Origin of the sequence: Curtobacterium sp. PhB130, assembly GCF_003755165.1 — a bacterium.
Lineage (GTDB): Bacteria > Actinomycetota > Actinomycetes > Actinomycetales > Microbacteriaceae > Curtobacterium.
Window position 1 is genome coordinate 98,640 of the sequence record NZ_RKII01000006.1, and the last position, 18,709, is coordinate 117,348.

The following is an 18,709-nucleotide window of genomic DNA, read 5'->3' on the forward strand; positions in this document are numbered from 1 at the left end:
GACCCTGGCATGGCGCTGGACTGTCGCGGATTCCACCCGGGAAGCGTCACAGCTCGCGGAACCACCGGATCGCGGTCCCGAAGGCGTCGCACACGGCCACGGCGACCCCGTCGACGGAGACGGTCGCGAAGGACGCCGGGTCGGCTACGTCGACGTCCGCCGGCAGCGTCGCGGCCACCCCGGTCAGGATCCCGGTGCGCTCGAGCGCGATCCAGTGCAGCCCGCGTTCGGCGATCCGGTCGACGAACCGCTGCCGCTCGGCTCCCGGCACGTAGATCAGGGTGCCGGCGGTCAGCACGACGGGTTCGAGGCGGTCCGGCAGGGCGTCGACCGCGCGGTCCAGGTCGTCCGGCACACGGCCGGTGATCCGGACGGGAGGCACGGTGAGCGTCGCGCGCGCGGCCGCCCGCATCAGGGCGGTCCGCTCCAGGGCCTCCGGCGGGACCGCCTCGACCAACCGGTCGAACGCACGGGGCGCTGCGAGGTCGATGGGGTTCGGGTCGAGCGCGACGCGCGCGCCGATCCGGATCGGCGCCGTGGCCGGCGCCGGCACCGTTCCCGAGGCGTCGGCGACCAACCGGATCGAGGGCTCGTCGGGCGCGGTGTGCATCCGCACGGTGCCGTCCGACGTCCGGTAGTCGAGCGTGACGCGGTCCGGGATCGAGCACAGCCCCGCGGCGGCACCCACGTCGACGAACCCGAGCGGCCGCGACGCCGACGCGGCGAGCGCCGCGAACAGCGGGACGAGCGGACCGAGCCGCCGCGGGTCGTTGGCCTGCACCGTGGCGGTGGCGAGGTCCGTGACCAGGGTGGGCCCGGCCTCCCGTCCGAGTGCGCGGAGCGCGGCTGGGTCCGACGGGTCCGCACCCAACCGGCGCGCGACCGCGAAGAGCAGCTCCGGCTGCCGCTTCGACTCCGGGACCTCGTCGAGCAGGGCGACCAGGTCGTCGTCGAGCGACCGGGCCCATGCGGCGTACGACGGCGAGACCGGAGCGATCCGGTCCGCGTAGGCGCGGTAGCGGGCCCGGGTGTTCACGCCCGGTGCATCCCGACGTGGGTGATGCCAGCCTCCACGTAGGGGGCTCCGAACCGCACGAAGCCGTGGCGTTCGTAGAGTGCTGCGACGTACTCCTGTGCGTGCAGGACGATCGGTTCGTGCCCGTGGGCCGCGAGGACCGCGGCGACGAGACGGCTCGCGATCCCCTGCCCGCGGTGGTCCGGGTGGGTGGCGACCCGGCCGATCACCCAGGCCGGCGGGGCGGAGCCGTCCGGGTGCACCTCCGCTGCCGCCGGGCGGATCAGGCGGAGGTACCCGAGCGCTGCCGACCCGTCCGTCGCGCCGTCCGTTCCGAACCACCAGTGCTCGGTGTCGGGCTCACGGTCGCGGCCGTCGAAGTCCTCGTCCGAGACGTGTTGTTCGAGGGCGAAGACCCGGTTCCGCAGACGGACGATGCCGTACAGTTCGTCCGTCGTCAGGCGGGCCCATCGAGTGCGGTGCACGGAATGCTCGGACATCCCGACGAGTTTACTGAAGTGGTCGACGAACCCCGACCGGAAGCAGGAGGAACCCATGGCATACAACGTCGAGAAGAGCGACGCCGAGTGGCGCGAGGAACTCTCCCCGGAGCAGTACGCCGTCCTCCGCCAGGCGGGGACGGAGCGCCCGTGGACCGGTGAGCTCCTGGACGAGGAGCGCGCCGGCATCTACACGTGTGCGGCGTGCGGCGCCGAGCTGTTCAAGAGCGGCACGAAGTTCGACTCCGGCTGCGGCTGGCCGTCGTTCTACGAGTCGGTGAACCCGGACGCGGTGAAGCTGATCGAGGACAACTCGCTCGGCATGGCCCGCACCGAGGTCCGCTGCGCGAACTGCGGCTCGCACCTCGGGCACGTGTTCCCGGACGGCTTCGGCACCCCCACCGGAGACCGCTACTGCATGAACTCGCTGTCGCTGAACTTCGCCGAGAAGACCACGGCCGAGTAGCACGCGAGTCCCGGCCCGCTCGTCGGTAAGATGGGCGGGTCAGCCAGCATGGCGCAATTGGTAGCGCACCGTACTTGTAATACGGGGGTTGCGGGTTCAAGTCCCGCTGCTGGCCCCAGATCTTCCCCGGACCCGCAATAAACTGGCCCGGATGTCCACGCAGACCGCGCCGGCGGCGCCAGCACACGCTCGTGCGCGTGGCCGCCGCCGCGAACCGTCCACCGGACGCTGGCTCCCGCTCGCGACCGCACCGTGGACGCGCTGGACGGCGTTCACCGTCGTCGCGCTGTGGGCCGTCTACCAGCAGTTCTGGCGGCTCGGCTCGGGCAACGTCGTCACCGACGAACCCGCGTACCAGCAGCCCGGCTACGACTACCTGCACGGTGACTTCAGCGACAACCGGCAGCACCCGCCGACCGCGAAGTACCTGATGGGCCTCGCCCAGCTGGTGTTCGGCGAGGGCGTCCCCTCCGCACGGATCGCCGTCGCGGTGCTCGGGCTGGTCACCGGCGTCGTGCTGTTCGTCTGGCTGCGCCGCGACGTCGGGTGGTGGACCGGGCTCCTGGCCGCCGGGCTGTGGTGGCTCCCACCGCACGGGATCCTCGACGACCCGAGCCGGATCGACCGCCTGGCGCTGCTCGACGGCCCGATGGTGGCGTTCGGCGTCATCGCGATGTGGTGCGGCTGGCGGTGGGTCCGCGGCGGGGCGTGGCCGTGGATCCTGGCGGCCGGGCTCGCCGCGGGGCTGTCGGTGACCTCGAAGGAGATCGGTGTCCTGCTGATCCCGGTGTTCCTCGTCCTCCCACTGCTGTACCGACGCTGGTGGGGGCTGCTCTGGGGCGGGCTCGTGTTCGCGGCCGGGTTCGCGGTCACCGTCGTCGTGCCGTACCTGCCGTTCGGCGTCGTGTCGACGATCAGCGAGATGATCGCGTTCCAGCGGCAGCACGCCGCAGACGGCCACCTGGTCGAGGTCGCCGGAATCATCACGCGGCACTCCCCCTGGTGGGCGAACCTCTGGTACCAGTGGCAGGGCACCGGCACGCTCGAGTGCGCGGTGCTGGCCGTCGGGGTGCTCGCGGCGTTCCTCATCCGACCGTCCCGCCTGGTGCTCTGGCTCGCCCTCGCCGCGGTGCCGTACTTCGTCTTCTTCCTCGGGGTCAGCGACGTCGCGCTCGGCGAGTACTACCTCGCCTGGATGCCGATGCTCGTCGCCCTGGCCGCGATCGGCATCGGCCGGATCGCGACCCTGCGTGGCCCGGGCTGGTTCCGCGCCGCGGCCTTCGCGGCGGCGCTCGCGATCGTCGCCGTCGCCGCGACCACCAGCGTGCGGCTGTCCGTCGCGACCGCCACGATGCACCCGACGGGGATCGGCCGGCTGCCGGAGGTGCTGGCCGAGACCCACCGCGAGGACGGCTTCGTCCTGGCGCAGCGGCAGTCCCCGTCCTCGGTCGCCGCGTTCGTCTTCAAGCGGCAGACGCGGGACCCGAACGCGGGGCCGTTCGACCTCGTCGTGATCGGGCAGGACGACCGGTACACGCTGGACCCGTCGATCCCGGCGTACGTCGCGGCGCACCCGGACGAGTTCCGGGTGTTCCACCTCGACGACGTCGAGGTCCTGGTGCCGGACGGCCGGCTCGTGAAGACCGCGGCCGGCTGGGACGTCGTCCCGCGCTGAACCACACCGCGCTCCGGACGAGCGAGAGCCCCGGGCGACGTGGTCGCTCGGGGCTCTCGGCGCAGGTGGAACACGGATCAGGGGGCGTTCCTGGCGCTCGGCGCGGTAACCAGCCGGCCGTACCGGGATGATGACACCTCATCGACCCGGTCGTCCAGGGGGCTGCGCCGACATCGCGGTATCCCGCAAGGAACCTCAGCGACCGCCGCGGATCTTGCGTTCCCGCTGTGCGACACCGGCGGTGCCGTACGGGTAGTCGTCGATGCGCGGTGCGCTGGCGTCCGTCAGCGCCTGCAGTTCGGCGTCGTCGAGCACGAGGTCGGCCGCGCCGAGGTTGTCCGACAGCTGTTCGACGGTGCGTGCGCCGAGGATGACGCTGGTCACGGCGGGCCGGGCGAGCAGCCACGCCAGGGCGACCTGGGACCGCAACGCGTCGTGCGCCTCGGCCACCCCGGACAGCACGTCGAGCACCTCCCACGTGCGCTCGTCGCTGTTCCGGGCCTCCCACGCCTCCATGCCGCGTTGCGGGTTCTCGCCGAGCCGCGTCGAGCCGGTCGGGGCCTCGTCGCGCTGGTACTTGCCGGACAGCCAGCCACCGGCGAGCGGCGACCACGGCAGCAGTCCGATGCCGGCGTCGAGGCAGGCGGGGACGATCTCGTGCTCGATGTCACGGACGAGCAGGTTGTACTGCGGCTGCAGGGTCACGGGCGGCGCGAAGTGGTGTGCCTTCGCTTCGTACACGGCCTTGGTGATCTGGTGGCCGAGGTAGTTCGAGAACCCGTAGGAGCCGATCTTCCCGGCGGAGACGGCGTCGTCGAGGAAGCGCAAGGTCTCCTCGATCGGGGTCAGGGCGTCCCACGCGTGCATCTGGTAGAGGTCGATGTGGTCGACGCCGAGCCGGTCGAGCGACGCGTCGAGCGCCACACGGAGGTGCCGGCGGGAGAGCCCGAGGTCGTTCGGGCCGTCGCCCTGCGGGAAGCGGCCCTTCGTCGCGAGGACGACCTGCTGGGCCTCGGTCGGGTGCGCTGCGAGCCACCGCCCGATGATGCGCTCGGACTCGTTGCCGGAGTACACGTCGGCCGTGTCGATGAGGGTGCCGCCGGCCTCGACGAACGTGTCGATGATGGTGTGCGAGGTGGGTTCGTCGGCTTCGCTGCCGAACGTCATGGTGCCGAGGGTGAGGGAGGACACCGCTGTCCCGCTGTTCCCGAGGAGTCTGTATTCCATGCCGCGGACGCTACGCCGGAGGCCCGGGGACCGAGAGGCCCCCGCAGTACCCGTCAGCGCGTCTCGGACAGGAACGCGATCGCCGCTTCCCGGAACGCCCGGCCCGTCGGTGCGCCGAACGGTGTCACTGCGTGGTTCCGCCCAGGAAGGCGATCGCCGCTTCCCGGAACGCCCGGCTCGTCGGCGCGCCGAACGGTGTCACCGCGTGGTTCCGCCCAGGAACGCGATCGCCGCTTCCCGGAACGCCCGCGACGTCGGTGCGTTGAAGTGGTTCCGGCCGGGGATCTCGAAGAACGAGGCATCGGGCGCCGCAGCGGCCAACCGCACCGCGCTGTCCCGGATGCCGTCCTCACTGCCCGCAGCCATCAGGATCGGCTGCGACGGCGCGTTCTCGGGCGTCGGCTCGATGCTGTTCCGCATGCCCTCGACCATCGCCACGAGCGCCGCCAGGTCGTTCCCCTCGACGTTCCCCGCCATCGTCAGGTAGCCGTTCGTCACGCGGTCCTCGATCGGCGTGCCGTCCGCGATGTACGCACGCGCCTGGTCGACGCGCACCCGGCGCATCGGGTCGGCGTCCGGGATCCCGCCGAAGACCGCGCGGGTGATCCGGTCCGGGATCCGCTCCGCCGTGTGCCACCCGACGCGGGCGCCGAGCGAGTACCCGAGGAACGCGACGTCGTCCAGCAGGTACGTGTCGATGACGGCGGTGACGTCGGCCACGAGCAGGTCCATCGAGTAGGCGCCCGGCTCGTGCGGCTTCGACGACGCCCCGTGCCCGCGCTGGTCGAGCGCGACGACACGGTACCCGGCACGGACGAGGTCGCGGGTCCAGCCCGACGCGTGCCAGTTCAGCACCGCTGCGGAGGCGAAACCGTGCACGGCCACCACCACGGGGGCGTCCGGGTCGCCGAAGTCGTACGTGGCGATGCGCTGCCCGTCGGGCGACATCACGGCGCGGGGCTGGGGTGCTGCGGGGACGAGTGACATGGCGTCCCCAGGGTATCGGGGCACTGTGGCCCGCATGGACGGCTACGGCGGCGATCAGATCCGGGCGGCGGAACGGCCGCACCTCGACGCGGGCGAGCCGCTGATGCAGCGTGCCGCTGCGGGGCTGGCGGAGATCGTCGGGCGACTGCTCGACGACCCGGCGGAGCGACCGGGTGACGGCCCGGGATCGGTCCTGCTGCTGGTCGGCAGCGGCGACAACGGCGGTGACGCCCTGTTCGCCGGTGCGCACCTCGCATCGGCCGGGAGGCACGTGGAGATCCTCCGTGTCGGCTCACGTGTCCACGAGGCGGGCCTCAGGGCCGCGCTGGATGCCGGTGCGAGCCTCCTGTCCGACCCGGCTGAACCGGCGGTGATCGCGACCGCTGCCGCGCTCCGCGCGGACCTGGTGCTCGACGCGATCCTCGGCATCGGGGTCTCCGGAGCATCAGCGCTCCGCTCCCCGGCGCGCGAGGTCGTGGGTGCGATCCGCGAGCTCGCCCGCGATCAGCGTGCGCCGTACGTCGTCGCGGTGGACGTGCCGAGCGGGATCGACGTGGACACCGGGGCCGTCGCGGACGACCACGTGCTGCAGGCCGACGTCACCGTCACGTTCGGCGGGGTGAAGGCGGGACTCCTGCGGGGGCCGGCCGCCACGCTCGCCGGACGGATCGAGCTCGTCGACGTCGGGATCGCCGGCGACCTCGCCGCGGTGGAGCCGCTGTTCCGGACCTGACCGCCACGGTTCGGCCCGACCGCCGCCGAGGTCAGATCGCGCCGGCGTCCACGCCGTGCTCGACGTCGCCCCTGGCCTCCAGCCACGTGTCGACGAAGTGCCGGTAGTTCGCAGCGATGAGCCCCTCGGCTGCCTCGGTGTCGAGGTGCTCACGGACGACGTCCTCGAGCGGTTCCTCCCAGTTGCTCCGGCCGATCGCGAACCCGACGAACCCGTCCACCGGTGCCGCCGTGCGGAGCCAGTGGTCGAGCTGCTCCTCGGGGGCGTCCCGGCCGAGGACGATGCACTGCACCGCGTCCCGGCCGTCCCGCCGAGCCGTGGCGACGACCCGTTCGGCGTCGCTCCGGGCGTCGAGCCCCTCGAGCTTCCAGACGTCCGCCTCGACCCCGTGGTCCTGCAGGTACTCGAGCACCTGCACGACGAGGTCGGGGCGGAGGTCACGGTCGTAGTCCTCGACGGACGCCTGCTGCTCGTCGGTCCCCGGTACCAGCAGCTCCACCAGGAACGGCCGTCCCGCGTCGTGCAGTGCCGACGCGACGGCGGCCAGATCGGACGCCTGCTGCGCGCGCCGATCGGCGTCGAACGACGGGTTGTCGCGGACGAGCACCTTCACCCAGTCCGGGTCGAACGCGTCGACGTGGGCCATCCAGTCGTCGCGGTACTCGAGCTCGAACCACTCGCGGCCGGACCGCTCGATCGGCATCGCGAGCTGCAGGCCGGCGTCCTTGGCGAGTCGTGCGACGTCCGCGCCGTACCGCTCGTCGACCAGGACGCCGGTGTGCTCCCGCGCGGCACCGGCGGCGAGCGCGGTCAGGACGCCGCGGTAGACGAGCTGCTTGCCGGCGCGGACGCGTTCGGCCTCGGCTTCGTCGATCGGTTCGCCGCCGGACTCGTCGTACGTGTGCTCGAGGAGTGACGAACGCTGGTCCATCGCGAACAGGAACAGGGGGTGGGCTGCATCGAGTACGGGCATGCTCCGTTGCTACTCCCTCAGCCCTCAGTGCTTCGCAACGTACCGGACGGGCTCCGGCAGGCCGTGCGCGGCGCGGATCGACCGGGACAGCCCCTCGATCGCGACGAGTGCGTCGACGACGAGCTCGGGCGTGACCGGGAACGGCATGTTGTGGATGGTCTCGGTCTCGACCGTGGCGGCTTCGGCGACCGCGCGGAGTTCCGTCGTGTCGTCGACGGAGAGCCCGATCTCGGTGAGGGTGTTCGGCAACCCGACCTTCGTGGTGAAGACGACGAAGTCCTCGATCTCCTCGGCCGGGGCACCCTCCATCACGAGCTGCGCGATGGTGCCGACGTTGACCTTCTGCCCGTGGGCCAGGCCGTGTGCCTGCGGGGCGGCGGTCAGCCCGTTGTGGATCGCGTGCGCGGCGGCGAGGCCGCCGGACTCGAAGCCGAGGCCGGAGAGCAGCGTGTTCGCCTCGACGACCTTCTCGAGCGCGGGGGTGACGACCTTCGCCTTGACCGCCTCGATGGCCTGCAGGGCGTTCTCGTGCAGCAGCGTCCACGACAGCTCGGCGAGTGCGACGCCGGTCTCGGTCTGCAGCCCACCGGCCATGGTGTCCGCGTGCGCGCGCTTGGCGGCTCGGGCCTCGACCCAGGTGGCCAGGGCATCGCCGATGCCCGCGATCAGGAACTGGACGGGCGCGTTCGCGACGAGCTGGGTGTCGATGAGCACCAGGTCGGGGTTGTGCGGGAAGAGGCGGTACTCGATGAACTCGCCCTCCTCGGAGTAGATCACCGCGAGCGCCGAGGTCGGGGCGTCCGTCGAGGCCGCCGTCGGGACGCTGACCCAGCGGATGCCGGCGAGGTGGCCCGATGCCTTCGCCGCGTCGATGGCCGAACCCCCGCCGAGCCCGACGACGACGTCGGAGCCGGTCTCCTGGATCTTCGCGACGAGCTCGTCCACCGCCGCCGGGGTGGCGAACCGGCCGAACCCGACACGCTCGACGGGCAGATCGGCCGCCGTGAAGCTCTCGGTGAGCTTCGCCTCGACGATCCCCCACACGACGTCGTCGGCGACGATGAGCGGCTTGGTGCCGATCGGGGCGATGAACTCGCCGACCCGGGTGATCGCATCACGACCCTGCACGTAGCGGGCGGGGCTCATCACGGTGTTGATGGGGGTGGGCATGGCTGCTTCCTTCCGTGTTGCGCGACAGGTGTCGGTTCGTGCCGTCCTCCGCGACGCTACGCGCCGCACCACAACGCGACATCCGTCCGAGGCGCCGCACCGCGACGTGCCATCCGTCCGTAGGTTCGGTGCATGACGTTCAACGACGACTCCCAGCTGCGGGGCGGCAAGGTCAAGCGGCGCGGGCGCACCACGGCGATCGCCGGCGGTGGTGTCGGCGTCGCGGCCGTCGTCGTGTTCCTGATCGCCCAGTTCACCGGCGTCGACCTCAGCGGACTCGTCGGTGACGGTGGCGGCGTGACCCAGATCCAGGACGCCGGCTCCGAGGCGTCACCGGTCGCCGAGTGCCGCACCGGGCGGGACGCGAACGCGAGCATCGACTGCCGGATGGAGGGCGCGGCGGAGTCGCTGGACACGTACTGGACGACCGAGAGCCGCCAGCTCGGGATCGGGTACACCTCCCCGGACTTCTTCCTGTTCGACGGGTCCACGGACACCGCGTGCGGGACGGCATCCGCGGCGACCGGCCCGTTCTACTGCCCGCCCGACAAGGCGATCTACCTCGACACCGCGTTCTACGACGACCTGCAGTCGCAGTACGGGTCCTCCGGCGGTCCCCTCGCGCAGATGTACGTCGTCGCGCACGAGTGGGGGCACCACGTGCAGCAGCTCCAGGGCACGTTCGCCGACACCGACCGGAGCGGGACCGGGGCGTCCTCCGGCAGCGTCCGCGTCGAGCTGCAGGCGGACTGCTACGCCGGCGCCTGGGTCGGGGACGCGGCCACGACGAAGTCCGCGAACGGCACGACGTTCTTCGAGCCGATCACCCGCGCGCAGATCGCCGATGCACTGTCCGCCGCGAGCGCGGTCGGCGACGACAGCATCCAGCAGCGCTCGAGCGGGCGCGTCGACCCGGACTCGTTCACGCACGGGTCGAGCGCGCAGCGGCAGCGGTGGTTCGAGCGCGGGTACGAGCAGGGCGCGACGTCCTGCGACACGCTCAGCGTCCCCGGCTCGTCCCTCTAGCCGCGCCGACGCCGGGCCGACCGGGCCGGGCCGGATCAGCTGGCGGAAGCGGAAGCCGACGGTGTCGACGTCGGCGTCGGCGTCGGCGTCGCCGAGCCCGACGGGGTCGGCGTCGGCGTCGGGGTCTCCTCACCGGAGCCGGCGGCCGTGATCACGAAGGTGCGGAACTCGTCGTTGGTGAACGGCTGCGAGTACTCGTACCGCTGCCCGTTCACGAGCACGAGCGGCGTGCCCGGGAACTCCGTCAGCGTCGAGCCGGGGATGTCGCCCCCGGTCACCGCACTGGTGCGTTCGTCGACCCACTTGCCGTAGTGCTGCTCGTCGATGCACTTCGCGATGGTCGACTTCGACCGGATGCCCGACACCCCGGTGACGAGCTTCGTCAGCTGCGCGTCGGTGAGCCCGGCCGTGCCCTCCTCCGGCTGCTTCGCGAAGAGCGCCTGGTTCACGGCCCAGAACTGGTCCGGCGACGACTCGGCCACGCACGCCGCGGCGTTGGCGGCACGCAGGGAGTACTTCGTGCCCTGCGAGCGGTTCGACAGGATCGCGATCGGGTGGATGTCCACCGTCGCGGCGCCCGAGTCGAGGAGCCCCTCGATGTAGTCGCTGTTCGTCTGCTCGAAGTCGCCGCAGATCGGGCAGAGGTAGTCGATGTACATCGTGATGCGCACCGGGTCGGCTCCGGCGGTGGCCGACGGCGTCGGCGTCGAGGACGAGGCCCCGGACACGGCCTTGAGGTCCTGGCCGATGGTGATGCCGCCCTGCGACATCGACGACGGGCCCGGACCGGCGGGCTTCGTCGAGTCGACGAGCACGAGCGTCACGACGGTCGCGGCGGCGAGGAGCACGACGCCGAGTCCGATCTGCAGGCCGAGGCGGAGACCACGCTGCCGGCGCTTGTGCTGGAGTCGGGCGCGCTGGGCGCGCTCGCGTGCTGCTGCTCGGCGCTGGTTCCGCTCGGCGCGGGCTTCACCCTCGGGGCGGTTCGTCATGGGATTCCGGGTCCTCCTGATCGGGGTCCGCACGCGCTCACCCCCGCACGGCGGACGGACCCGAACGATCGTAGTGGGGGGCTCTGGGAACCACCCAATCAGCGCTGGGAGTCCGCCGACCGCTTCCGTCCGTGGGGAAAGTGGCACTGGCGCACCCAGGAGAACTCGTGTTGTATGAACCTCGATGGTCGACGGCGACCATCCGGGGCCCCAACGGGCACACCGCTTCACTCGGATCGTCCGGCACGTACCTGCCGGTGGAGAAAGGACCGAACGCTCATGGCGTCCGTCACCTATGACAAGGCAACCCGTCTCTACCCCGGAGGCAACCGCCCCGCGGTGGACTCCCTCGACCTGGACGTCGCTGACGGCGAGTTCCTCGTCCTCGTCGGCCCGTCGGGCTGTGGCAAGTCGACCTCGCTGCGCATGCTCGCGGGTCTGGAAGAGGTCAACTCCGGCGCGATCCGCATCGGTGACCGCGACGTCACCGACGTCCCGCCGAAGGACCGCGACATCGCGATGGTCTTCCAGAACTACGCGCTGTACCCGCACATGACCGTCGCCGAGAACATGGGCTTCGCGCTCAAGATCGCCGGCATCGGCAAGGAAGAGCGCGCCACCCGCGTGCAGGAAGCCGCCAAGCTCCTCGACCTCGAGCAGTACCTCGGCCGCAAGCCGAAGGCGCTCTCCGGTGGTCAGCGTCAGCGCGTCGCGATGGGCCGCGCGATCGTCCGTCAGCCGCAGGTGTTCCTCATGGACGAGCCGCTGTCGAACCTCGACGCCAAGCTCCGCGTGCAGACCCGTACGCAGATCGCCTCGCTGCAGCGTCGTCTCGGCGTCACCACGGTCTACGTCACGCACGACCAGACCGAGGCACTGACCATGGGTGACCGCATCGCGGTCCTCAAGGACGGCATCCTCCAGCAGGTCGGCACCCCGCGCGACCTCTACGAGAAGCCGAACAACGTGTTCGTCGCCGGCTTCATCGGTTCGCCGGCGATGAACCTGCTCCCGGCCTCCGTGGTCGAGGGCGGCATCACCTTCGGCTCGCTCAACCACCCGGTCGACCGCGACACGCTCGGCAACGCGCGTTCCGGTTCGGTCACGGTCGGCGTCCGCCCCGAGGACATCATCGTCTCGAACTCGGGCGAAGGCCTCCCCGTCACCGTCGACGTCGTCGAAGAGCTCGGCGCCGACGGCTACCTGTACGGCCACGCCGATGTGAACGGTACGCGTACCGACATCGTCACCCGCGTCGACGGCCGCAACCACCCCTCGATCGGCGACACCATCGTCGTGAGCCCGAAGCAGGGCCACGTCCACGTGTTCGACTCCGAGTCCGGTGAGCGTCTCGACGACAAGGCCGTCGTCAGCGCCTAGGAAGCGCACCACCCGGGAGCCCGCGCCCGCCTCACAAGGGCGGGTGGCGGGCTCTCGTCGTTCCGCACCGGCGGCCTGGGCCCACGCCGCCGGTACCCGCACCGCCAGAAGGACCCACCGTGCCCGAATCGCTCTCCATCACCGCAGCCACCGTGGATCCCGGTCTGCTCGACCTGCCGTGGGACCTGCCCCTCGACGCGTGGCCCGAGGAGACGATCGTCGCGCTGCCGAAGGGCATCTCCCGGCACCTGGTCCGGTTCGTGCACCTCGGCGGGTACGTCGTCGCCGTGAAGGAGACCGGCGAGGAGATCGCCCGTTCCGAGTACGAGATGCTCCGCACCCTGCAGCGGATGGACGTGCCGTGCGTGGACCCGGTCGCCGTCATCACGAACCGGTTCAGCGCGGACGGCGAACCGCTGCACCCCGTACTCGTCACCCGGCACCTGCGCTTCTCGCTCCCCTACCGCGCGCTGTACTCGCAGACACTGCGCCCGGACACCGCCACCCGGCTCGTCGACGCGCTCGCCCTGCTCCTCGTGCGCCTGCACATCCTCGGCTTCTACTGGGGCGACGTCTCGCTGTCGAACACGCTGTTCCGCCGCGACGCCGGGTCCTTCGCCGCGTACCTGGTGGACGCCGAGACCGGCAAGCTCTACCCGGGCGGGCTGTCGAACGGGCAGCGCGAGAACGACCTCGAGGTGGCGCGGGTCAACATCGCCGGCGAGCTCCTCGACCTCGAAGCCGGTGGGCGCCTCGACGAGAACGCCGACGCGGTGGACGTCTCGAACCGCATCGTCGCGCAGTACCGCACGCTGTGGAAGGAACTGACCGGCACCGAGCAGTTCGACGCCAAGGAGCGCTGGCGCATCAACGACCGCGTGGAGCGGCTCAACGCCCTCGGGTTCGACATCGAGGAGCTGTCGATCAACGCGGCCCCCGGTGGTGGCGAGGTCCGGATCCAGCCGAAGGTCGTCGACGCCGGACACCACCAGCGTCGGCTGCTCCGGCTCACCGGACTCGACGCGGGTGAGAACCAGGCACGTCGCCTGCTCAACGACCTCGATGCCTACCGCGCCCGGAACGGCCGCGACGAGCTCGACGAGGAGATGGTCGCGCACGAGTGGGTCTCGAAGGTCTTCGAGCCCGTCGTCCGGGCGATCCCGCGGGATCTGCGCGGGCGGCTCGAGCCCGCCGAGGTCTTCCACGAGCTCCTCGAGCACCGCTGGTTCATGTCCCAGCAGGAGGAACGTGCGGTCTCACTCCCCGAGGCGACCACGGCCTACATCAACGACGTGCTCCGGCACCGTCGGGACGAGCGCCTGCTCATCAACCCGCCGACCTCGTCGATCACGATGCCGATCCCGATCGTGGACGCCGACGGGGACGTCGACGAGTCCGACGAGGCCGAGGACTGGCGCGCGAACGTCTGACCGCTCGTCGCCCCACGCCCGACCCCCCACACGTGAGATCGCACTCCGTGTCGCCTTCCCGAACGGGGTGACGACACGAAGTGCGATCTCGGCGGCGGGCTTGGGCTACTCGGCGCGACGGCGCCGGGCGACCTCCCACAGGGTGACGCTCGCGGCGATGCCCGCGTTCAGTGACTCCGTCGCCGAGGAGATCGGGATCGACACGATCGCGTCGCAGGTCTCGGTGACCAGGCGGGACAGGCCCTTGCCCTCCGAGCCGACGACGATCACGATCGGACGGTCGGCGAGCTCGAGCGCGTCGAGCTGCACGTCCCCGTCGCCGTCGAGGCCGAGCACGAAGAGGCCCATCGACTTCAGCGACTTCAGGGTCTGCGTCAGGTTCGGCGCCATCGCGACCGGGGTGCGGGCGGCAGCACCGGCGGAGGTCTTCCACGCCGACGCGGTCACACCGACCGAACGACGCTGCGGCACGATGACGCCGTGGCCGCCGAACGCCGCCGTGGACCGGATGATCGCACCGAGGTTGCGCGGGTCGGTGATGCCGTCGAGGGCCACGATGAGCGGCACCTGGTCGCGGGAGAACGCGCGCTCGACGAGGTCTTCGGCGACGGCGTACTCGTACGCGGGGACCTTGAGCGCGACGCCCTGGTGCACGCTGTCGTGCCCGGTGATGCGGTCGAGCTCCGGGCGCATGATCTCCATGATCGGCACGCCGCGGTGGTTGGCGAGCGTCAGGATCTCCTTGACGCGGTCGTCGACCTCGATCCGGGCGGCGACGTAGAGCGTCGTCGACGGGGTCTTCGTGCGCAGCGCTTCGAGCACCGAGTTGCGGCCGGTGACCAGCTCGGAGTCGTCGGTCTTGCGCTGCGGCGGGCGGCCCGTGCGGTTCTGCGGGCTGCTCGACGCGCCGTGGCGGCTGCGGGCGGCGTCGAAGCGCTCCTTCGCGGCCTTGCGCTTGCCGGCGGGGTGGTACGGGCGGTCCTCGGCCTTCGGCGTGGGCTTGCGCCCCTCGAGTGCCTGCGCACCCTGCCCGCCGGAGCCGACCTGCTTGTTGCCCTTGCGTCCGGAACGGACGGCGCCGGGACGGCCCTTCCGGTTCCCCGAGACGTTCTTCATGATGTACTCCTTCAGCGCCGCGCTACGCGATGCTCCAACGTGTTCCGGACGAGGTGTCCTCGATCGTGATGCCCGCTGCGGCGAGGTCGTCGCGCACGCGGTCGGCCGTGGTGAAGTCGCGCGAAGCCCTGGCGTCCGAACGCTCCTGCACGAGGCGTTCGACGAGGGCGGCGAGCGGTGCGGCAGAGGCGTCCTGACCGGCACCTGACCAGTGAGACGCTCGCGGGTCGATGCCGAGCACCTCCACCATCGCGGCCACCTGATGGTACGCGGTCCCGAGCGCTTCCGCATCGTCCGCGTCCAGGGCGGCGTTCCCGGCGCGCACGGTCTCGTGCAGCACCGCGAGCGCCTGGGGCACCGAGAGGTCGTCGTCCATCGCCGCGGCGAACGCGTCGGGGACGCCGGGAGCGTCCGCGAGGGACACCCCTTCGAGCCGCGAGACCGCCCGCGCCAGGAAGCCGGCGATCCGGTCGAGCGCCGCCTCGGCCTCACCGAGCGAGCCCTCGTGGTGGTCGATCGTCGAGCGGTAGTGCGCGGCACCGAGGAAGTAGCGGACGACGACCGGGGAGGCCGATCCGAGGAAGTCCGCCGCGAAGATCGAGTTGCCGAGCGACTTCGACATCTTCTGCCCGCCGACGGTCACGAGTCCGTTGTGCAGCCAGTACGTCGCGAAGGGGTCGCCGGCGGCGGTGGACTGGGCGAGCTCGTTCTCGTGGTGCGGGAACCGGAGGTCGAGGCCGCCGCCGTGGATGTCGAACGCCGGCCCGAGGTACCGCCGGGACATCGCGGAGCACTCGATGTGCCACCCCGGACGCCCGGCTCCCCAGGGGGAGTCCCACGACGCGGTCGACGGTTCGCCGGCCTTGGCGCCCTTCCACAGGGCGAAGTCGCGGGCGTCGCGCTTGCCGCGGGGGTCGGCATCGGCGGCCTCGACCATGTCCTCACGACGCTGCCGGGTCAGGTCGCCGTAGGACGCCCAGCTGCCGGTGTCGAAGTAGACGTCCCCGGAGTCGTCGGCTGCCGGGTAGGCGTGGCCGCGCTCGATGAGCCGGGCGATGATGTCCTGCATCTGCGGGATGCTCGCGGTGGCGCGGGGTTCGTACGTCGGCGGCAGGATGCCGAGCGCGGCGTACCCGGCGCTGAACTCGAGCTCGACGCGGTACGCCCGGGCCCACCAGGGCTCGTCGGTGCCCGCGGCGAGGTCGAGCACCTTGTCGTCGATGTCCGTCACGTTCCGGACGAGTGTGACGTGGTACCCACGGTAGGTCAGCCAGCGGCGCCAGATGTCGTACACCAGGGCGGAACGGAGGTGCCCGATGTGCGGCGAGGACTGCACCGTGGGACCGCACACGTACATGCTCACGTGTCCGTCGACCAGGGGGACGAGGTCGACGACGTCTGCGGCACGGGAGTCGTAGAGGCGAACGGTCACGCGCCCAAGCCTAGACGGGGACGTGCACGCGTTTCAGGAGGTGTGGACGAGTGCCGTCGCGATCGCCGCGAGCCCCTCGCCACGGCCGGTGAAGCCGAGCCCGTCGGTCGTCGTGCCGGACACCGCGACCGGGGCCCCGACGACGGCGGACAGCGCGTCCTGCATCTCGAGGCGACGGGCACCGATGCGCGGACGGTTCCCGATCACCTGGACGGTGACGGACGACGGTGTCAGTCCCGCGTCGGCGAGGGCTCGGACGGCGCCGCGGATGAAGACGTCCCCGGTCGCCCCGGCGTACGTCGGGTCGGCGGTGCCGAAGCGCCCGCCGATGTCGCCGAGCCCGCCGGCGGAGAGCAGGGCGTCGCAGACCGCGTGCGCGACCGCGTCACCGTCGCTGTGTCCGGCGAGACCGGGTTCCCCCGGGAAGTCGAGCAGCCCGACGCGGCACGGCGATGCGGCATCGAACGCGTGGACGTCGACGCCCAGCCCGACCCGCACCCCGGGCACCGCGGCACCAGCACCGGCACCGGCACCGGCACCGGCACCGGCACCGGTCCGCGATGCCACGATGGACGACGCCCGCTGCAGGTCCCATGCCGTCGTGATCTTGAACGCGTCGGCGTCCCCCGGGACGACCCGGACGGTGCCACCGGCAGCCTGGAACACCCCGGCGTCGTCGGTCTCGGACTGCGTCGACACCGCGTACGCATCCCGGAGCGCGGCGAGCGGGAAGCCCTGCGGCGTCTGCACCCCGACGAGCGCGGTCCGGTCGACGGTGCCGACGACCGCGTCGCCGGACACCTGCTTCACCGTGTCGGTGACCGGGAGCGCCGGGACGACACCGACGCCTGCGGACTCCACGGCGTCGAACACCGCGGCGAACTGCGACGCGGGCGTCAGGCACCGGGCGGCATCGTGGACGAGCACCGTCTCGACGGAGTCGGGCAGCGCCGCGAGACCGGCCAGCACCGAGGCGTGACGGTCGTCCCCGCCGGCGACGACCGCCGTGTACCCGACCGCGACCCCGGCGACGGCGCCGACGAGTTCTCGGCACGACGCGAGCAGCGCAGCCGGTGCCACCACGACGACGTACGTCGGCGACGCGAGCGTGAACAGCGGCGCCAGCGCGCGCGCGAGCATCACCTGCCCGGCGACGGGGACGAACGCCTTCGCCGTGCCCATCCCGAGCCGGGTGCCCGACCCCGCTGCAACGACGACGACCCCACGGACCGCTGGGGTCTGTGGGGTCGTCGTGTGGCTGGTGCTCACGCCCGGATCTGGCTGGGCACGATCAGGATGCGAGGACTTCGTCGAGGACGGTGGATGCCTTGTCCTCGTCGGTCTTCTCCGCGAGCGCCAGCTCGGAGATCAGGATCTGGCGGGCCTTCGCGAGCATCCGCTTCTCACCCGCCGAGAGACCGCGGTCCTGGTCGCGGCGCCACAGGTCGCGAACGACCTCCGACACCTTGATGACGTCTCCCGAAGCGAGCTTCTCGAGGTTCGCCTTGTAACGGCGAGACCAGTTCGTGGGCTCTTCGGTGAACGGTGCACGCAGCACTTCGAAGACCTTGTCGAGGCCTTCCTTGCCGATCACATCGCGGACGCCGACCAGGTCGACGTTGTCCGCCGGTACCTCGATCGTCAGGTCACCCTGCGTGACACGCAGCTTCAGGTAGACCTTTTCCTCGCCCTTGATGACTCGCGTCTTGACTTCAGAGATGGTTGCCGCCCCGTGATGGGGGTAGACGACGGTCTCGCCGACCTCGAATTGCATGTATCAAGCTCCGTTCCGCAACACTCAGTTTACCACAAGCGGAATTCGGGTAAGGGGACCCTGACCACGAGCCCTCCCAGGTGATCGCTAAGATGGGGGCGTGCTGGACCAGACGGCCGGCGCATCGTGATCTTCGGAGGATTCTCTTGCGAGCTCGGGTACTCGTGTCCGTCGCCGTTGCGGCAACCATCGCGCTCGGTGCAACCGGCTGCGAGTTCATCTCGCCGGCGCAGACCAAGGAGATCAAGCAGATCACCGACGGTGTGAACGTCACGACGGGCAAGATCGACGTCCGCAACGCGCTGATCATCTCGGACGGCAAGGACGACGACGCACGCTTCGTCGGCACGCTGATCAACAACAGCGGCATCGGCCGGACCGTGACGATCGAGGTCGGCGACGCCTCCGACACCGTGCGCGTCCCCGCGAACACCCACGTGGACCTCGGTGCGAACTCGCCGAGCGACTCGAGCAGCGCGGAGTCGAGCGTCCAGAGCGGCGCCGAGACCCAGGGCACCAGCGCCGGCACCTCCGACGAGGTCGTGTTCGCCGGGGCGGACATCGCACCGGGCTCGCTCGTCAAGGTCTACTTCTCCTACCCGGGCGCCGAGGGCGTCTCCGCGAGCGTGCCGGTCCTCACCAGCGCGCAGGAGGAGTACCAGACCCTCGCGCCGACCCCCACCCCGACGGTGACGCTCCCCGTCGAGACCCCGTCGGCCACGCCGACGGACAGCGCGACCGCCACCCCCGCCGGCTAGGCACGGCAGGCGCACCAGACGCAACCGACCGGAGGCCCGGTGCGAGTCCCACGGA

Annotated in this window: 18 protein-coding genes and 1 tRNA gene; 8 read left to right on the forward strand and 11 right to left on the reverse strand. The window is 71.3% G+C overall.

Annotation, left to right across the window (positions count from 1 at the left end; genetic code table 11):
* Positions 1-46: 46 nt before the first annotated feature.
* Both EDF24_RS00550 and EDF24_RS00555 read right to left on the reverse strand, forming a co-directional pair.
* Positions 47-1,036 (reverse strand): DUF2332 family protein, encoded by a 990-nt coding sequence (locus EDF24_RS00550; protein ID WP_123700792.1) that lies wholly within the window; start codon positions 1,034-1,036, stop codon positions 47-49.
* Positions 1,033-1,515 (reverse strand): GNAT family N-acetyltransferase, encoded by a 483-nt coding sequence (locus tag EDF24_RS00555; RefSeq protein ID WP_123656298.1) that lies wholly within the window; start codon positions 1,513-1,515, stop codon positions 1,033-1,035. Before EDF24_RS00555 ends, EDF24_RS00550 begins: the two co-directional genes overlap by 4 nt.
* 55 nt (positions 1,516-1,570) lie before the next feature.
* Here EDF24_RS00555 and msrB point away from each other — a divergent pair, with 55 nt between their 5' ends.
* From msrB to EDF24_RS00570, 3 genes are all read left to right on the forward strand, one after another.
* A complete protein-coding gene (msrB, locus tag EDF24_RS00560) occupies positions 1,571-1,981 on the forward strand; it encodes a peptide-methionine (R)-S-oxide reductase MsrB (RefSeq protein WP_123656299.1) in 411 nt (136 codons plus the stop codon).
* A 42-nt stretch (positions 1,982-2,023) separates the two neighbouring features.
* Positions 2,024-2,099 (forward strand) — tRNA-Thr (locus EDF24_RS00565).
* A 33-nt stretch (positions 2,100-2,132) separates the two neighbouring features.
* The gene (locus EDF24_RS00570) at positions 2,133-3,656 is read left to right on the forward strand and encodes a glycosyltransferase family 39 protein (protein ID WP_123700793.1); all 1,524 of its coding nucleotides are present in this window, start codon (positions 2,133-2,135) and stop codon (positions 3,654-3,656) included.
* Between the two features lie 195 nt (positions 3,657-3,851).
* Here the strand turns inward: EDF24_RS00570 and EDF24_RS00575 are convergent, their stop codons facing one another.
* Together EDF24_RS00575 and EDF24_RS00580 are read right to left on the reverse strand one after the other, a co-directional pair.
* Entirely contained in the window at positions 3,852-4,883 is a 1,032-nt protein-coding gene (locus tag EDF24_RS00575; protein ID WP_123700794.1) for an aldo/keto reductase, read from the reverse strand.
* 198 nt (positions 4,884-5,081) lie between these two features.
* Entirely contained in the window at positions 5,082-5,870 is a 789-nt protein-coding gene (locus tag EDF24_RS00580; protein ID WP_123700795.1) for an alpha/beta fold hydrolase, read from the reverse strand.
* Positions 5,871-5,904: 34 nt separating this feature from the next.
* On the opposite strand from EDF24_RS00580, the gene EDF24_RS00585 reads away from it, so the two are divergent.
* Positions 5,905-6,603 (forward strand): NAD(P)H-hydrate epimerase, encoded by a 699-nt coding sequence (locus EDF24_RS00585; protein ID WP_243698208.1) that lies wholly within the window; start codon positions 5,905-5,907, stop codon positions 6,601-6,603.
* Positions 6,604-6,634: 31 nt separating this feature from the next.
* Here the strand turns inward: EDF24_RS00585 and EDF24_RS00590 are convergent, their stop codons facing one another.
* Together EDF24_RS00590 and EDF24_RS00595 are read right to left on the reverse strand one after the other, a co-directional pair.
* On the reverse strand, positions 6,635-7,576 hold the full coding sequence (locus EDF24_RS00590; protein WP_123700796.1) for a 2-deoxy-5-keto-D-gluconate 6-phosphate aldolase domain-containing protein: 942 nt from the start codon (positions 7,574-7,576) through the stop codon (positions 6,635-6,637).
* 24 nt (positions 7,577-7,600) lie between these two features.
* Entirely contained in the window at positions 7,601-8,746 is a 1,146-nt protein-coding gene (locus tag EDF24_RS00595) for a glycerol dehydrogenase (protein ID WP_123656305.1), read from the reverse strand.
* Positions 8,747-8,878: 132 nt separating this feature from the next.
* Here EDF24_RS00595 and EDF24_RS00600 point away from each other — a divergent pair, with 132 nt between their 5' ends.
* Positions 8,879-9,772, forward strand: a complete 894-nt coding sequence (locus EDF24_RS00600; protein WP_123700797.1) for a neutral zinc metallopeptidase — start codon at positions 8,879-8,881, stop codon at positions 9,770-9,772.
* A gap of 35 nt (positions 9,773-9,807) precedes the next feature.
* Here EDF24_RS00600 and EDF24_RS19605 read toward each other — a convergent pair whose 3' ends face one another.
* Positions 9,808-10,764, reverse strand: coding sequence for a thioredoxin domain-containing protein (locus EDF24_RS19605; protein WP_123700798.1), 957 nt, complete (start codon positions 10,762-10,764; stop codon positions 9,808-9,810).
* Positions 10,765-11,043: 279 nt separating this feature from the next.
* On the opposite strand from EDF24_RS19605, the gene EDF24_RS00610 reads away from it, so the two are divergent.
* On the forward strand, positions 11,044-12,144 hold the full coding sequence (locus EDF24_RS00610) for an ABC transporter ATP-binding protein (protein ID WP_123656308.1): 1,101 nt from the start codon (positions 11,044-11,046) through the stop codon (positions 12,142-12,144).
* Between the two features lie 119 nt (positions 12,145-12,263).
* Positions 12,264-13,574 carry a DUF4032 domain-containing protein gene (locus EDF24_RS00615; protein WP_123700799.1) on the forward strand — a complete coding sequence of 437 codons (1,311 nt, stop codon included), beginning with the start codon at positions 12,264-12,266 and terminating at the stop codon, positions 13,572-13,574.
* Positions 13,575-13,679: 105 nt separating this feature from the next.
* Here the strand turns inward: EDF24_RS00615 and rlmB are convergent, their stop codons facing one another.
* The 4 genes from rlmB to EDF24_RS00635 are packed head-to-tail and all read right to left on the reverse strand — an operon-like array spanning position 13,680 to position 17,896.
* Positions 13,680-14,690: a 23S rRNA (guanosine(2251)-2'-O)-methyltransferase RlmB gene (gene rlmB / locus EDF24_RS00620; protein ID WP_123656310.1), complete on the reverse strand. Its 1,011-nt coding sequence runs from the start codon at positions 14,688-14,690 to the stop codon at positions 13,680-13,682.
* Positions 14,691-14,712: 22 nt separating this feature from the next.
* Positions 14,713-16,122: a cysteine--tRNA ligase gene (gene cysS, locus EDF24_RS00625; RefSeq protein ID WP_123700800.1), complete on the reverse strand. Its 1,410-nt coding sequence runs from the start codon at positions 16,120-16,122 to the stop codon at positions 14,713-14,715.
* A gap of 33 nt (positions 16,123-16,155) precedes the next feature.
* Complete coding sequence (ispD, locus tag EDF24_RS00630) at positions 16,156-17,391, reverse strand: 2-C-methyl-D-erythritol 4-phosphate cytidylyltransferase (protein ID WP_123700801.1); 1,236 nt, start codon at positions 17,389-17,391, stop codon at positions 16,156-16,158.
* Positions 17,392-17,413: 22 nt separating this feature from the next.
* A complete protein-coding gene (locus tag EDF24_RS00635; RefSeq protein WP_017888066.1) occupies positions 17,414-17,896 on the reverse strand; it encodes a CarD family transcriptional regulator in 483 nt (160 codons plus the stop codon).
* Between the two features lie 146 nt (positions 17,897-18,042).
* Here EDF24_RS00635 and EDF24_RS18960 point away from each other — a divergent pair, with 146 nt between their 5' ends.
* Positions 18,043-18,654, forward strand: a complete 612-nt coding sequence (locus EDF24_RS18960; RefSeq protein WP_185021528.1) for a hypothetical protein — start codon at positions 18,043-18,045, stop codon at positions 18,652-18,654.
* Positions 18,655-18,709: the final 55 nt, after the last annotated feature.

What these genes read in the sequence shown, in the direction of transcription:
- EDF24_RS00555 (WP_123656298.1), bottom strand. Translation starts at nt 1,515, where the DNA reads ATGTCCGAGCATTCCGTGCACCGCACTCGATGGGCCCGCCTGACGACG.
- msrB (WP_123656299.1), top strand. Translation starts at nt 1,571, where the DNA reads ATGGCATACAACGTCGAGAAGAGCGACGCCGAGTGGCGCGAGGAACTC.
- EDF24_RS00570 (WP_123700793.1), top strand. Translation starts at nt 2,133, where the DNA reads ATGTCCACGCAGACCGCGCCGGCGGCGCCAGCACACGCTCGTGCGCGT.
- EDF24_RS00575 (WP_123700794.1), bottom strand. Translation starts at nt 4,883, where the DNA reads ATGGAATACAGACTCCTCGGGAACAGCGGGACAGCGGTGTCCTCCCTC.
- EDF24_RS00580 (WP_123700795.1), bottom strand. Translation starts at nt 5,870, where the DNA reads ATGTCACTCGTCCCCGCAGCACCCCAGCCCCGCGCCGTGATGTCGCCC.
- EDF24_RS00585 (WP_243698208.1), top strand. Translation starts at nt 5,905, where the DNA reads ATGGACGGCTACGGCGGCGATCAGATCCGGGCGGCGGAACGGCCGCAC.
- EDF24_RS00590 (WP_123700796.1), bottom strand. Translation starts at nt 7,576, where the DNA reads ATGCCCGTACTCGATGCAGCCCACCCCCTGTTCCTGTTCGCGATGGAC.
- EDF24_RS00595 (WP_123656305.1), bottom strand. Translation starts at nt 8,746, where the DNA reads ATGCCCACCCCCATCAACACCGTGATGAGCCCCGCCCGCTACGTGCAG.
- EDF24_RS00600 (WP_123700797.1), top strand. Translation starts at nt 8,879, where the DNA reads ATGACGTTCAACGACGACTCCCAGCTGCGGGGCGGCAAGGTCAAGCGG.
- EDF24_RS19605 (WP_123700798.1), bottom strand. Translation starts at nt 10,764, where the DNA reads ATGACGAACCGCCCCGAGGGTGAAGCCCGCGCCGAGCGGAACCAGCGC.
- EDF24_RS00610 (WP_123656308.1), top strand. Translation starts at nt 11,044, where the DNA reads ATGGCGTCCGTCACCTATGACAAGGCAACCCGTCTCTACCCCGGAGGC.
- rlmB (WP_123656310.1), bottom strand. Translation starts at nt 14,690, where the DNA reads ATGAAGAACGTCTCGGGGAACCGGAAGGGCCGTCCCGGCGCCGTCCGT.
- EDF24_RS00635 (WP_017888066.1), bottom strand. Translation starts at nt 17,896, where the DNA reads ATGCAATTCGAGGTCGGCGAGACCGTCGTCTACCCCCATCACGGGGCG.